General features: G+C 68.1%; 12 protein-coding genes. All 12 read left to right on the top strand.

Going from position 1 to position 13,586, the window contains the following annotated elements; genetic code table 11:
* Nucleotides 1-80: 80 nt before the first annotated feature.
* The gene (locus R4823_RS16330; RefSeq protein ID WP_243724644.1) at nt 81-725 is read left to right on the top strand and encodes an RseA family anti-sigma factor; all 645 of its coding nucleotides are present in this window, start codon (nt 81-83) and stop codon (nt 723-725) included.
* A gap of 11 nt (nt 726-736) precedes the next feature.
* Entirely contained in the window at nt 737-1,756 is a 1,020-nt protein-coding gene (locus tag R4823_RS16325) for a MucB/RseB C-terminal domain-containing protein (protein ID WP_243724645.1), read from the top strand.
* 78 nt (nt 1,757-1,834) lie between these two features.
* Complete coding sequence (locus tag R4823_RS16320) at nt 1,835-3,295, top strand: DegQ family serine endoprotease (RefSeq protein WP_087840544.1); 1,461 nt, start codon at nt 1,835-1,837, stop codon at nt 3,293-3,295.
* A gap of 224 nt (nt 3,296-3,519) precedes the next feature.
* Nucleotides 3,520-5,313 carry a translation elongation factor 4 gene (lepA, locus tag R4823_RS16315; protein ID WP_087840546.1) on the top strand — a complete coding sequence of 598 codons (1,794 nt, stop codon included), beginning with the start codon at nt 3,520-3,522 and terminating at the stop codon, nt 5,311-5,313.
* A gap of 37 nt (nt 5,314-5,350) precedes the next feature.
* Nucleotides 5,351-6,253 carry a signal peptidase I gene (gene lepB, locus R4823_RS16310; RefSeq protein WP_087840548.1) on the top strand — a complete coding sequence of 301 codons (903 nt, stop codon included), beginning with the start codon at nt 5,351-5,353 and terminating at the stop codon, nt 6,251-6,253.
* Between the two features lie 309 nt (nt 6,254-6,562).
* Nucleotides 6,563-7,534 carry a ribonuclease III gene (gene rnc, locus R4823_RS16305; protein ID WP_279815235.1) on the top strand — a complete coding sequence of 324 codons (972 nt, stop codon included), beginning with the start codon at nt 6,563-6,565 and terminating at the stop codon, nt 7,532-7,534.
* Nucleotides 7,535-7,536: 2 nt separating this feature from the next.
* Nucleotides 7,537-8,436 (top strand): GTPase Era, encoded by a 900-nt coding sequence (gene era, locus R4823_RS16300; RefSeq protein WP_338615424.1) that lies wholly within the window; start codon nt 7,537-7,539, stop codon nt 8,434-8,436.
* Nucleotides 8,429-9,358 (top strand): DNA repair protein RecO, encoded by a 930-nt coding sequence (gene recO / locus R4823_RS16295; RefSeq protein ID WP_338615423.1) that lies wholly within the window; start codon nt 8,429-8,431, stop codon nt 9,356-9,358. The genes era and recO overlap by 8 nt, the downstream gene beginning before the upstream one ends.
* 40 nt (nt 9,359-9,398) lie before the next feature.
* Nucleotides 9,399-10,145: a pyridoxine 5'-phosphate synthase gene (pdxJ, locus tag R4823_RS16290; RefSeq protein WP_132980455.1), complete on the top strand. Its 747-nt coding sequence runs from the start codon at nt 9,399-9,401 to the stop codon at nt 10,143-10,145.
* A complete protein-coding gene (acpS, locus tag R4823_RS16285; protein WP_087840555.1) occupies nt 10,145-10,576 on the top strand; it encodes a holo-ACP synthase in 432 nt (143 codons plus the stop codon). The genes pdxJ and acpS overlap by 1 nt, the downstream gene beginning before the upstream one ends.
* Nucleotides 10,577-10,587: 11 nt before the next feature.
* Nucleotides 10,588-11,649, top strand: coding sequence for a beta-N-acetylhexosaminidase (gene nagZ, locus R4823_RS16280; RefSeq protein WP_132980456.1), 1,062 nt, complete (start codon nt 10,588-10,590; stop codon nt 11,647-11,649).
* A 10-nt stretch (nt 11,650-11,659) separates the two neighbouring features.
* Complete coding sequence (gene uvrC, locus R4823_RS16275) at nt 11,660-13,585, top strand: excinuclease ABC subunit UvrC (protein ID WP_132980457.1); 1,926 nt, start codon at nt 11,660-11,662, stop codon at nt 13,583-13,585.
* Nucleotide 13,586 lies beyond the last annotated feature (1 nt).

The raw sequence follows: 13,586 nt of genomic DNA, 5'->3' as shown, positions 1-13,586 counted from the left end.
GGGGAGCAGGGCGGCATGAATTTTGGGCAAAATGGCAGGTAACCGGGCAATCGGCAGCCCCGGAGGTTATGGAAATGCAGGTGACATCGCATCGGAATGAGTCCGTCGGTTTCGGCCGGGAAGCGGCCGCGTCTGCGCAGGACGATCTGGACGGGTTGAATCAGGCCCGCGTCGAGGAATGGCTGTCGGCCTACATGGACGGCGAACTCGCCGACGAGGCCGATGAAGCGGAAGCGGCAGTGTCCGCCTACCTGGCGACGGGCGCAGGCCGCGCCGACTGGGACCTCTACCATCTGGTCGGCGACGTGGTGCGCACGCCCGAACTGGCGCTGCCCGTGTCGTCCGGCTTCCACCGGCGCTTCCTCGAGGCGCTGGAACACGAGGCGCCCATCGTCGCGGCGCCCCGGCGGACGATTTCCCGCCGGTTCATGACGCGCTATGGTTTTCCCGGTCTGGCTGCGGCGGCCGCCGTCGCCTCGGTCACCTGGATCGCCCAGCCCTATTTCGGCGGGCAGGGCGCACCGGTCGAATTTTCCGCCAGCGCCCAGCCCGCCGCCACGCCGGCCGTCGTCCAGGTCGCCGCGCCGGCCGCGGCGCGCCGGGCCGAGCCGGCGGTCGATGTTTCGCTGGGCGAATACCTCGAGGCCCACCGGCAGATCGCCGGCCGGAGCGCCATCCGGCAGGTGTCGGCCACCTCTTTCGAATCCGCCGCAGGGCAACGTTGAAGGAAGGTCTCGTGTCGGAGGTTAGTCGTTCGGCCGTGGTGTGGTCCACACGTTCCCTGGCGTTCGCCATGCTGTGCCTGGTGACGATCGCGTCCCAGGCCCAGCCCCCGGCCCCCGCGGCCCCGGCCGATGGCACCGGGTTGTTGCAGCGCATCCAGGCCTCGGCCCGGGAACTCAATTATTCCGGCGTCTTCGCGTATCAGCAGGGCGCCTCGATGCAGTCCTCCCGCATCACCCATATCTACGACGGCAAGAGCGAGCACGAGCGCCTCGAGCTGCTGGACGGCCAGCCGCTGGAGTTTCTGCGCAAGGACGACGAGATCCAGTGCCTGCTGCCGCAGAAGCGCGCCGTGCTGGTCGAGACCCGAACCGCGCGCGATCGTTTCCCCGGCCTGATGATAGGCGGCCCGGATCAACTGGGCGAGCACTACGACGTCAGCGTCGAGCCCCAGCCGGAACGGGTGGCCGACCGGGACTGCCAGGTCATCACCCTGCGCCCCCGGGATGCCGATCGCTACGGCTACCGGCTGTGCGCCGACAGCAGCTCCGGGCTGCTGCTGCGGGCCCAGACCCTGTCGCCCGAGGACGACGTGGTCGAGCAGGTCGCCTTCATTGCGCTGCAGGTGGGGGCGGATGTCGATCGCAAGCAACTCAAGCCGCGCTGGAAGACCGAGGGCTGGCGCGTCGTGCGCACGCAATTGAAGCCGGTCAAGCTGGCCGATCTCGGCTGGAAGGTGGGCGAACCGGTGGGTTTCCACAGGATGATGGAAGTCCAGCGTTCGATGGGCGGCAAGCCCGACGTCAAGCAGGTCATGTTGTCGGATGGCCTGGCGGCGATTTCCGTCTTCATCGAGCCCTATAGCGAATCGCATCCGCGGCAGGTCGGGCCGGGCGCCCGCGGCGCCATCAATGTGGTGGGGCGCCGCCTGGGCGACCATTGGATCACCGTGCTGGGCGAAGCGCCGCTCGGTACGATTCAACAGATCGCCGATTCGATAAGCTATACGCCGGTGGCCGCGCGCAAGCCTTGAGCGCCGCCGGTTCGAGCCTTTTCTTTACCCGGAGCTTACATGTCAGTTTTCCATGGTGCTGCGTGCTATCCGCATCCGATGAAACGGGTGTGCTCGACCCTGGGCACCGCGTTCCTGCTCGTCCTGTTCGCCGCGCTGCTGCTGGCCGCCGGCCAGCCGGCCGCGCAGGCGCAGACCCGTGCCTTGCCGGATTTCACCGATCTCGTGGCCAAGGCCGATCCTGCCGTGGTCAACATCCGAACCACCGCACGGGCCGTGGCACGCGGCCCCTATGGCGGCGGGGGCGGCCAGGACCCCTACGAGCTTTTCCGCTGGTTCTTCGGTCCTGATTTCGTGCCTCCCGGCCGGGGGCCCCGGCAGCCGACCCCGCCGGGCAACAACGACGAGGGCCAGGAGGTTCCGCGCGGCGTGGGATCGGGGTTCTTCATCTCGGCCGACGGCTACATCCTGACCAACCACCACGTGGTCAACGGCGCCGACGACATCTACGTCACCCTGACCGACCGGCGCGAGTTCAAGGCCAAGGTCATCGGCTCGGATGAGCGCACCGACGTGGCCTTGATCAAGATCGAGGCCACCGGCATGACGCCGCTCAAGCCGGGCGATCCCACCCAGCTGCGCAAGGGCGAGTGGGTCCTGGCCATCGGCTCGCCATTCGGGCTCGACTCCACCGTCACCGCGGGCATCGTCAGCGCCACGGGCCGGGACACGGGCGACTACCTGCCGTTCATCCAGACCGACGTGGCGGTCAACCCCGGCAACTCCGGCGGTCCGCTGCTGAACATGCGCGGCGAGGTGGTGGGCATCAATTCGCAGATCATTTCCCGCAGCGGCGGGTTCATGGGCATCTCGCTGGCCATTCCCATCGACGAAGCCATGCGCGTGGCCGACCAGTTGCGTTCCAGCGGCCGGGTCATCCGTGGCCGCATCGGCGTGCAGATCGGCGAAGTCAGCAAGGAAGTCGCCGACGCCATCGGGCTGGGCCGGACCGCCGGCGCTTCGGTGGGCATGGTCGAGCCGGGCAGCCCCGCCGAGAAGGCCGGGATCGAGCCGGGCGACGTCATCCTGAAATTCAACGGCAAGACGATCGAACGTTCGTCCGACCTGCCGCGCACGGTGGGCGAGACCAAGCCGGGCACCAAGGCCACGATCCAGGTCTGGCGGCGCGGCGGTACCCGCGACCTGTCCATCACCGTGGGCGAGCTCGAGCCGGACAAGGCCGCCGCGGCCCGCCAGGACGAAGGGGGCAGCCAGGCCCAGAAGACCAACGTGCTGGGGCTGGTGGTTTCCGACCTGCCCGCCGCCCGGCGCCGCGAGCTGCGGGTCCGGGGCGGGGTGCAGGTGGACGCCGCCGACGGCCCTGCCGCGCGGGCCGGCATCCGCCAGGGAGACGTCATCCTGGCCCTGGACAATACCGAAATCACCGGCGCGTCGCAGTTCAACGGGCTGGTGGCCAAGATTGACCGGAGCAAGGTCCACGGCGTGCTGGTCCGGCGCGACGACCTGACCCAGTGGGTGCCGATACGGCCCACGCGGTAGTCGGGCAGACATTCGCGCTCGGCGGTAAAATGCCGGGTCGCGACATATCTATCAGGCAAGCCGTGCGGGAACGTCCCGCACGGCCGATACAGGCGGGGCGCGTTGCGCCCCCTTTTTTTGCAAATCCCCAAGGGCACCGCGGACCCGCTTCGCCGGTCCGCCAGTGCCGCCCCCTCGAGGGGGCGCGCGCAGCGCGTAGGGGGTGGGCTCATCATTTGGATCGCATGCAGCACATTCGCAATTTCTCCATCATCGCCCACATCGATCACGGCAAATCGACGCTTGCCGACCGCATCATCCACCGCTGCGGGGGCTTGTCGGACCGGGAAATGGAGGCCCAGGTACTCGACTCGATGGACATCGAGCGCGAGCGCGGCATCACGATCAAGGCCCAGACCGCCGCGTTGCGCTACCAGGCGCGGGACGGCAAGACCTACAACCTGAACCTGATCGATACCCCGGGGCACGTGGACTTCTCGTATGAAGTCAGCCGCTCGCTGTCGGCCTGCGAAGGGGCGCTGCTGGTGGTCGACGCCTCGCAGGGCGTGGAGGCCCAGACCGTGGCCAATTGCTACACGGCCATCGAGCTGGGCGTCGAGGTCGTGCCGGTGCTGAACAAGATGGACCTGCCGCAGGCCGACCCGGAAACGGCCAAGCAGGAAATCGAGGAAGTCATCGGCATCCCGGCGGATGACGCCATCCCGGCCAGCGCCAAGACCGGCATGGGGATCGACGACATCCTGGAGGCGGTCATCGCCCGCATCCCGCCGCCCGAGGGCGATGCCGCCGAGCCGCTGCAGGCGCTCATCATCGACTCCTGGTTCGACAACTACGTGGGCGTGGTGATGCTGGTGCGCGTGGTCAACGGCGTGCTCAAGCCCAAGGAAAAGCTGCTGCTGATGGCCACGGGCGCCGCGCACCTGTGCGAACAGGTCGGCGTGTTCACGCCCAAGTCCGAAGCCCGCACGCACCTGTCGGCGGGGGAAGTGGGCTTCGTCATCGCCGGCATCAAGGAACTCAAGCACGCCAAGGTGGGCGACACCATCACCCACGCCTCCAAGCCGGCCGCCGCGCCGCTGCCGGGCTTCAAGGAGATCAAGCCGCAGGTATTCGCCGGCCTGTATCCGGTCGAATCCAGCGAGTACGACTCGCTGCGCGACTCGCTGGAAAAGCTCAAGCTCAACGATGCCGCATTGATGTACGACCCGGAAGTCTCGCAGGCGCTGGGTTTCGGCTTCCGCTGCGGCTTCCTGGGGCTGCTGCACATGGAAATCGTGCAGGAGCGGCTGGAGCGCGAGTTCGACATGGACCTCATCACCACCGCGCCATCGGTGGTCTACGAGGTCGAACTGCGCGACGGTTCGGTGGTCATGGTCGACAGCCCGTCCAAGATGCCCGAGGTGGGCAAGATCGCCGACGTGCGCGAGCCCATCGTCACGGTCACGCTGTTCATGCCTCAGGAGTACGTGGGGCCGGTCATCACCCTGTGCACGGCCAAGCGCGGCATCCAGATCAACATGGCCTACCACGGCCGCCAGGTCCACCTGACCTACGAGATCCCGCTGGCCGAGATCGTCCTGGACTTCTTCGACAAGCTCAAGTCCGTGTCGCGGGGCTATGCCTCGATGGACTACGAGTTCAAGGAATACCGCAGCGCCGACGTGGTGCGGGTCGACCTGCTGATCAACGGCGACAAGGTCGACGCGCTGTCGCTCATCGTGCACCGTGCCAACGCCCGTGCCCGCGGGCGGGACGTGACCGCCCGCATGCGCGAGCTCATTCCCCGGCAGATGTACGACGTGGCCATCCAGGCCGCGATCGGCGCCGAGGTCATCGCGCGCGAGAACGTCAAGGCCTTGCGCAAGAACGTGCTGGCCAAGTGCTATGGCGGCGACATTTCCCGCAAGAAGAAGCTGCTCGAAAAGCAGAAGGCCGGCAAGAAGCGCATGAAGCAGGTCGGCAGCGTCGAGATTCCGCAAGAAGCTTTCCTGGCCATTCTGCAGGTGGAGGACAAATGAACCGCGGTGTTGTGAACCATATCGAGGGGAAGGGGGCATGAGCCTGAATTTCGCGCTGATCCTGTTCGTGCTGCTGGTGGTGACCGGCATCGTCTGGGCATTCGACCGCGTGTCCCTGCGTCCGCAGCGTACCGCCCGCATGGCCCGCGCCGCGGCCGAGTTCGACGCCGGGCGCGCCCAGTCGGTGCGCGCCGCCAGCGGCGAGGCCGAGGTCGAACGCCAGCGCCAGGAAGCGGTGGACCGCGCCGGCAAGATGCCCTGGTGGGTGGAGTACTCCGTCAGTTTCTTCCCGGTCATCCTGTTCGTGTTCGTGCTGCGCTCGTTCGTGGTCGAGCCGTTTCGCATCCCCTCGGGCTCGATGATGCCCACGCTGCAGATCGGCGACCTGATCCTGGTCAACAAGTTTTCGTACGGCTTGCGCTTGCCCATCGTGGACAAGAAGGTCGTCCCGCTGGGCGACCCGCAGCGCGGTGACGTCGTCGTCTTCCGCTATCCGGTCGATCCGCAGGTCGACTACATCAAGCGCGTGGTCGGCGTGCCGGGCGACGAGGTGGCCTACCTGAACAAGCGGCTGACCATCAACGGGCAGGAAATACCCATGAAAAAGGTAGGGGAATATTTCGACCCAGACCGGGTTTCCTACGCCGCGCTATATGATGAAAACCTCAAGGGCGTAAATCATCAGATATTGATAGATGAGCGACGTTCGCCGGAAATCGATCCTTTTGGGGGCTATCCGAACCGCGACGCCTGCGAATACTCCCGCGAGGGCGTGCGTTGCAAAGTGCCCGCAGGCAATTATTTCGTCATGGGCGATAATCGGGATAACAGCGCGGACAGCCGGTATTGGGGTTTCGTGCCGGATTCGAATATCGTGGGCAAGGCGTTTTTCGTCTGGATGAACTTCGGGGACCTGAAACGGATTGGCCGCTTCCATTGATGTCTTGCGCCATGCGCCGCACCGCATGAATTCGTCGCCTACCTCCGCCTGTCGCACCCGGCCGCAAGCGCCCCCCGCGCCTGGCGGCGCGGCCGCGCATGCGCATTGCCCCGCCACGCAGCTTCCCCATCCGTCATCAGCCGGGTCGTACCCATGGGCACATCGGATCCGGCTCCGCCGGTCCGCCAGTGCCGCCCCGGGGGACTCGGCGCCGGGCCGCCCCAAGGCGGGGCCCCGCCCCCTCGGGGGGCTGCCGCGTAGCGGCTGGGGGCTCACCATGTCGGGCGCGCGCAGCGCGTAGGGGGGGCCATGAATCTCGAGACCAGCCTCGCCTACACCTTCAGGAACAAGAGCCTCCTGGAGCAGGCGCTGACGCATCGCAGCCATAGCAGCAAGCACAACGAACGCCTGGAGTTCCTGGGCGACAGCGTCCTGAACTGCGCGATCGCCTCCCTGTTGTATGACCGCTTCGCCCGCATCGACGAGGGCGACCTGTCGCGCCTGCGCGCGAACCTGGTCAAGCAGGCGTCGCTGGCCGACATCGCCCAACGGGTGGAACTGTCCCGCTTCCTGCGGCTGGGCGAAGGCGAACTCAAGAGCGGTGGCTTTCGCCGGCCGTCGATCCTGGCCGACACGCTCGAGGCCATCTTCGGCGCCATCTTCATGGATGGCGGCTTCGACGCGGCCAGCGCCGTGATCGCCCGGCTCTACAAGCCCGTGCTCGAGACCGTCGATCCCAAGACGCTGGGCAAGGACGCCAAGACGCTGCTGCAGGAATACCTGCAGGGCCGCAAGATCGCGTTGCCGGTCTATACGGTGGTGGCCACGCACGGCGCGGCGCATAGCCAGGAATTCGAGGTCGAGTGCGCCATCCCCAAGCTGGACGTGCAGGTGGTCGGCATAGGCGGCAGCCGCCGCGCCGCCGAGCAGGCGGCCGCCAAGCAGGCGCTGGAAGCCGCGCTGGCCGCCAATCCGACGCCGGCCAAGCGTTCGCCCCGCGCGCGCAAGACGGCCCAGTTGTCGCTGCCGGTTGCGGTGGCGCAGGAAGTGCCGGACGAACCCGCCAACGCCGCCAAGGTAGAGGCGGCCGCCGTTTCGGCTCCGGCCAGGGCCGCCGTGATCGAGGCGCCCGTCGCCAAGATCACCTCGACCCAGGCCGCCGAGGGCAAGGCGCCCGTCCCGGCGGCCGCGCCCCGGAAAGAACCCCAGGCAGCGCCTCCGGCGCCGCAGCCTCCCGGCGAAACCCTGTCCGCCTCGGGGCAGCCCGCCGGCAAGAAATGACCATGTCTTCTGATTCCTCCACCGCCAGCCGCTGCGGTTTCGTCGCCATCGTCGGCCGGCCCAACGTCGGCAAGTCGACCCTCCTGAACGCGCTGATCGGCGCCAAGGTCAGCATCGTCTCGCGCAAGGCGCAGACCACGCGCCACCGTATCCACGGCGTCTTCACGCGTGGCGCCGAGCAGTTCGTGTTCGTCGACACGCCCGGTTTCCAGACCCGCCACGGCGGCGCGATGAACCGCATGATGAACCGCGTGGTGACCCAGGCGCTGGCCGACGTGGACGTGGTGGTCCACGTGGTCGAGGCCGGCAAATGGTCCGAGGGCGATGCCAACCTGCTGCCGCTGTTGCCGGCGCGGGCGCGGCGCATCCTGGCCGTGAACAAGACCGACCTGCTCAAGGACCGCGACGCGTTGTTTCCCTACGTGTCGCGCATCATGGGGCTGCATCCCTACGATGCCGTCGTGCCGGTCAGCGCCGCCAAGTCGCGCCAGCTCGATCACCTGCTGGACGAGATCGCCAAGGGGCTGCCGGAAGGCGAGCCCATGTTCGAGGAAGACACCCTGACCGACCGGCCGGTGCGCTTCATCGCCAGCGAGCTCATACGCGAGAAGATCTTCCGCCTGGTCGGCGACGAGCTGCCCTACGGGTCCACCGTGGTGATCGAGCAATGGGAAGAGCTGCCCCGCGTGACCCGCATCGCGGCCTGCGTGATCGTCGACCGGGACAGCCATCGGCCTATCCTCTTGGGAACCGGGGGCGAACGCATGAAGCGCATCGCCACCGAGGCCAGGCAGGACATCGCCAAGCTGATCGACAAGCCGGTGCACCTGGAAATCTATGTGAAGGTGCGCAAGGGCTGGGCCGAGCGCGAAAGCGCGCTGCGCGACCTGGGTTATGAGTAATTCCCGGGATCCCGTGGCGCCGGACGAGATCTTGCCCGACGCCGCAGGATCGCTGTTCCGGCGGACGCCCCTGGCGGCCGCTCCGGCGCCCGCCAGGCAGGCGCGTCCGCGTGGCCGTGGGCACCGGGTGGACGATGTCCCCGCCTTCCTGATCCATAGTTATCCCTATCGCGAGACCTCGCTGATCCTGGACGTGTTCACGCGTTCCCACGGACGGCTGGCCCTGGTGGCCAAGGGCGCGAAGCGGCCCCATTCGGCGCTGCGGCCGGTACTGATCGCCTTCCAGCGGCTGAGCCTGTCCTGGAGCGGCGCGGGCGAGATCAAGACCCTGGTGCGGGCCGAGTGGTCCGGGGCACCCCAGCGCCTGCAAGGGGCCGCAGCCATGTCGGGCTGGTACCTGAACGAGCTGCTGCTGCGCCTGCTGGGACGCGACGATCCGCACGAATCTTTGTACGACGCCTATGTCGACGCCTTGTCCAGGCTGGCCGCGCAGCCCCGGTTGTCGGCTGCCTTGAGGGAGTTCGAATGGCGGCTGCTGTGCGAGATCGGCTATGGCTTCGACCCGGCCGCAACGGGCAACGACGAGCCCGTGCAAGCCGGCATGCGCTACCGTGTGCCGCTGGAAGCCGGGCCGGAGCCCGAGGAGCTCGAAGCGCCGCAACTGGGCACGCCCATTACCGGTGAGTCGCTGTTGGCGCTGGCCGCGGGCCGCTTCGACGATGTCGCCGCCGAGCCCGAGCTGCGCCGCTTGCTGCGGGAACGGCTGGACTATCATATGAATGGCCGGCCGATGGCGACGCGGCAGGTATTGCGAGACCTGAGGAGTTTTCCCCCCCTGCGCGCTGACGCGCGCCCCCCCGGGGGTGATGCGGGCGGACCGGCGGAGCCGGATCCACCGCATCCTGGAAAAACCGCCGATTGACCGGCGAGAGGGGCTGAATGGATGGAATTGTTGGATATCTATGATTGATCTGGGCGTCAATATCGACCACGTGGCGACGCTGCGGCAGCAGCGACACGTTTCCTATCCGGATCCGGTCCGGGCCGCGCTGGTGGCAGAGGAGGCGGGCGCGGACCTGATTACCTTGCATCTGCGCGAGGATCGCCGGCATATCCAGGACGCGGATGTCGAGAGCCTGCGGGGCAAGCTGCGCACGCGCATGAACCTGGAATGCGCCATCACGCAGGAAATGCTGGAGATCGCCTGCCGGATCCGGCCACAGGACGTCTGCCTGGTGCCCGAGAAACGCCAGGAGCTCACCACCGAAGGCGGACTGGACGTGCTGGGGCATTTCGACGATGTGAAGGCCGCCGTGTCGCGGTTGCACGATGCCGGCGTGCGGGTGTCGCTGTTCATCGATCCGCAGGCGGACCAGATCGAGGCCGCCGCCCGCACGGGCGCGACCGTGATCGAACTGCATACCGGCGCGTATGCCGAGGCCGTGGCGGATGCGGCGCAGCGGGAACTGGCGCGCATCCGGGACGCCGTGGCGGTCGGGTTGCGGCAGGGCTTGCGCGTCAACGCCGGCCATGGATTGCACTACGAGAACGTGCAGCCGGTCGCGGCCCTGGACGGCATCGCCGAGCTCAACATCGGCCACGCCATCATCGCCCAGTCCGTGTTCTGCGGCCTGGAGACGGCGGTGCGCGAGATGAAGGCCCTGATGATCACCGCGCGCAGCGGTGCCCTGCCGAGGCCGGCGCATTGATGCCCGAGCCGCTGCGCGACGGTGCGCTTCCCGCCCTGGCCGGCATCGGCATCGACCTGCTGCGGGTCGAACGCATCGAGCAGGCCCTGGCGCGCCGGGGCGACCGCTTCGCGCAGAAGATCCTGGGCGCCGAGGAATTCGCGAAATTCACCGCGCGCCGCAGCCGCGACCCGCAGCGCGGCGTGCGTTTCCTGGCCACGCGCTTCGCCGCCAAGGAGGCCTTTTCCAAGGCCGTGGGACTGGGCATGCGCATGCCCATGACCTGGCGCCGCATGCAAACGCTCAACGCGCCGGGCGGGCGGCCCGTCGTGGTCCTGGCCGAGCCGCTCAAGACCTGGTACGAGGCGCGCTTCGGCGCCGCCCACGTATCGCTGACCGACGAACACGACATGGTCGCCGCCTACGTCATCGTGGAGACGCGGCGCCCGTGACGGATCCGATCATGACTGCATCTCTTTCTTCCTTGCCTGCACCCGGCCCCGTGATGGTGGACGTGGCGGGTTTCGAACTGACCGCGGCCGAGGCCGAGCGGTTGCGCCACCCGCTGGTGGGCGGAGTGATCCTGTTCGCCCGCAATTTCCGCGACCGGGCGCAACTGACCAGGTTGACCGCCGACATCCACGCCGCTCGCGGCGAGCCGCTGTTGATCGCGGTCGACCACGAGGGCGGACGGGTCCAGCGTTTCCGCAGCGATGGCTTCACGGCGCTGCCGCCCATGCGGGCCCTGGGCCGCCTGTGGGAAAGCGACCCGCTCGAAGCCATGCGCATGGCGACCGATACCGGCCGGGTGCTGGCCGCCGAGCTGCGTGCCTGCGGCGTGGACCTGAGTTTCACGCCGGTGCTGGATCTGGATTTCGGCGAAAGCCGCGTCATCCGCGACCGGTCCTTCCATCGCGATCCGCGCGTGGTGGCCATGCTGGCCCGGGCCTTGATCCAGGGGCTGGCGCTGGCCGGCATGTCGGCCTGCGGCAAGCATTTCCCCGGCCACGGCTTTGCCGCCGCCGATTCCCACTACGAGATCCCGGTGGACGACCGGTCGCTGGACGAGGTGCTGGGCGAGGACGCGCAGCCCTATCGCTGGCTGGGCGATGCCATCCTGGGCGCCGTGATGCCGGCCCACGTCATCTATCCGCGGGTCGACAAGTCGCCCGCCGGGTTCTCGCGCAAGTGGGTGACGACCGTGTTGCGCAAGCGCCTCCAGTATGGCGGCGTGGTGTTCTCCGACGATCTCACCATGGAAGGCGCCTCGGTGGCGGGCGACATCCATGGCCGGGCGATGGCCGCGTTGCGCGCGGGCTGCGACATGGTGCTGGTCTGCAACCGGCCCGACATGGCGGACGACCTGCTGGGCCGGCTCGACTGGGTCCAGGATCCGGCCTCGGTGGCGCGCATCCGGTCGCTCAAGCCGAGGTTCGCCGCGCAGGACTGGCAGGCGCTGACGGCCGATCCGGCCTATCGCAAGGCCCGCAAGGCGGTCCGGGCCCTGGCGCGGGCCGGCGCCTGAGGAGGGCGACATGGCCGGCCGCAAGAAGGACGAGAACCAGGCCCCGGAGACGACGGCGCAGCCGGACGCGCCCGTGGCGCCCCCGGCGTCGCCCGCTCCGGCCGCCGCGGAAGAGCCCGGGCAGGCCTTCGGCATCAAATCCTTCCTGGCGCAGCTTCCGCACCTGCCGGGCGTGTACCGGCACATCAACGCGGAAGGCGAGGTGATGTACGTCGGCAAGGCGCGGGACCTGAAGAAGCGCGTTTCCTCGTATTTCCAGAAGCAGGTGGGCAGCCCGCGCATCGCGCATATGCTGGCCCGCGTGGCGCGGGTCGAGGTCACCGTGACGCGCTCCGAGGCCGAGGCGCTGCTGCTGGAAAACAACCTGATCAAGTCGCTGGCGCCGCGCTACAACATCCTGTTCCGCGACGACAAGTCCTATCCCTACCTGAAGGTCAGCGGCCATGCGTTCCCCCGCATCGCGTACTATCGCGGGACCACCGACCGCGCCAACCAGTACTTCGGCCCTTTCCCCAACGTGTGGGCGGTACGCGAAAGCATACAGATCCTGCAGAAGGTCTTTCGCCTGCGCACCTGCGAGGACACGGTCTTCGCCAACCGGTCGCGGCCGTGCCTGCTGTACCAGATCCACCGCTGTTCCGGGCCCTGCGTGGGCCTGGTCTCGCAAGAGGACTACGCCCTGGACGTGGACCGGGCCACGCAGTTCCTGCGCGGCCAGACCCAGGCCGTGCTCACGGACATCGAGACGCGGATGTTCGCCGCCTCGCAGGAGATGCGCTTCGAGGAAGCCGCCGCCCTGCGCGACCAGTTGTCGGCCCTGTCGCGCGTGCTGCACCAGCAGACCATGGAGGGGGGCAGCGGCGATACCGACGTGATCGCGGTCGACATGCAGGGGGGCAAGGCCTGCGTGAACCTGGCGATGGTGCGGGGCGGGCGCCACCTGGGCGACAAGGCCTTCTTCCCTTCGCATACCGATGGCGATTCGCCCGCCGAGGTGCTGGAGGCCTTCATGTCCCAGCACTACATTGACCGTGCCTTGCCCGGCACCATCGTCGTGTCGCACCCCTTGCCCGACGCCGACTTGGTCGCGATGCTGGCGGAGCAGGCCGGATCGAAGGTCAATCTCGTCAAGCAACCGCAGGGCGTGCGCAAGAGCTGGCTCGAGCAGGCCAGGAAGAACGCCGAACTGGCGCTGGCGCGAGTGCTGGCCGAGGCCGGGTCGCAGCAGGCGCGCACCGCGGCCCTGGCCCAGGTGTTGGGCATAGACGCCGACGAGGCCGCGCTGGAAACCCTGCGCATGGAGTGCTTCGACATCAGCCACACCGCCGGCGAGGCGACGCAGGCCTCGTGCGTGGTCTACCACCACCATGCCATGCAGCCCAAGGAGTATCGTCGCTACAATATCGACGACATCACCGGCGGCGACGACTATGCGGCCATGCGGCAGGTGCTGACGCGCCGCTACGAGAAAATCGCCGATGGGGGAGGGATCATGCCCGACGTCGTGCTGATCGACGGCGGCAAGGGGCAGGTCGAGATCGCCCGCCAGGTGTTCGCCGAACTGGGGCTGGACATCGGGCTGCTGGTCGGCGTCGCCAAGGGGGAAGGGCGCAAGGTGGGCTTGGAGACGCTGGTTTTCGCCGACGGCCGCGAGCCGCTGGCGTTGGGGGGCGAGTCGGCCGCGCTGATGCTGGTCGCGCAGATCCGCGACGAGGCGCACCGGTTCGCCATCACCGGCATGCGGGCGAGGCGGGCCAAGGCCCGCAACGTGTCGCGGCTGGAGGAAATCGAGGGTGTCGGCGCCAAGCGCCGGCAGCGCCTGCTGGCGCGCTTCGGCGGCCTGCGCGGGGTGGTCTCGGCCAGCGTGGAGGACCTGGCGTCCGTCGAGGGCATCTCCCTGGAACTGGCCGAGCGCATCCATCGCCAACTGCACTGAC

The sequence above is a fragment of the Pigmentiphaga sp. CHJ604 genome, from assembly GCF_036972535.1.
Lineage (GTDB): Bacteria > Pseudomonadota > Gammaproteobacteria > Burkholderiales > Burkholderiaceae_B > Pigmentiphaga > Pigmentiphaga daeguensis.
Note: the sequence above shows the minus strand (reverse complement) of the source record. Positions and strands in the feature narration are given on the sequence as shown.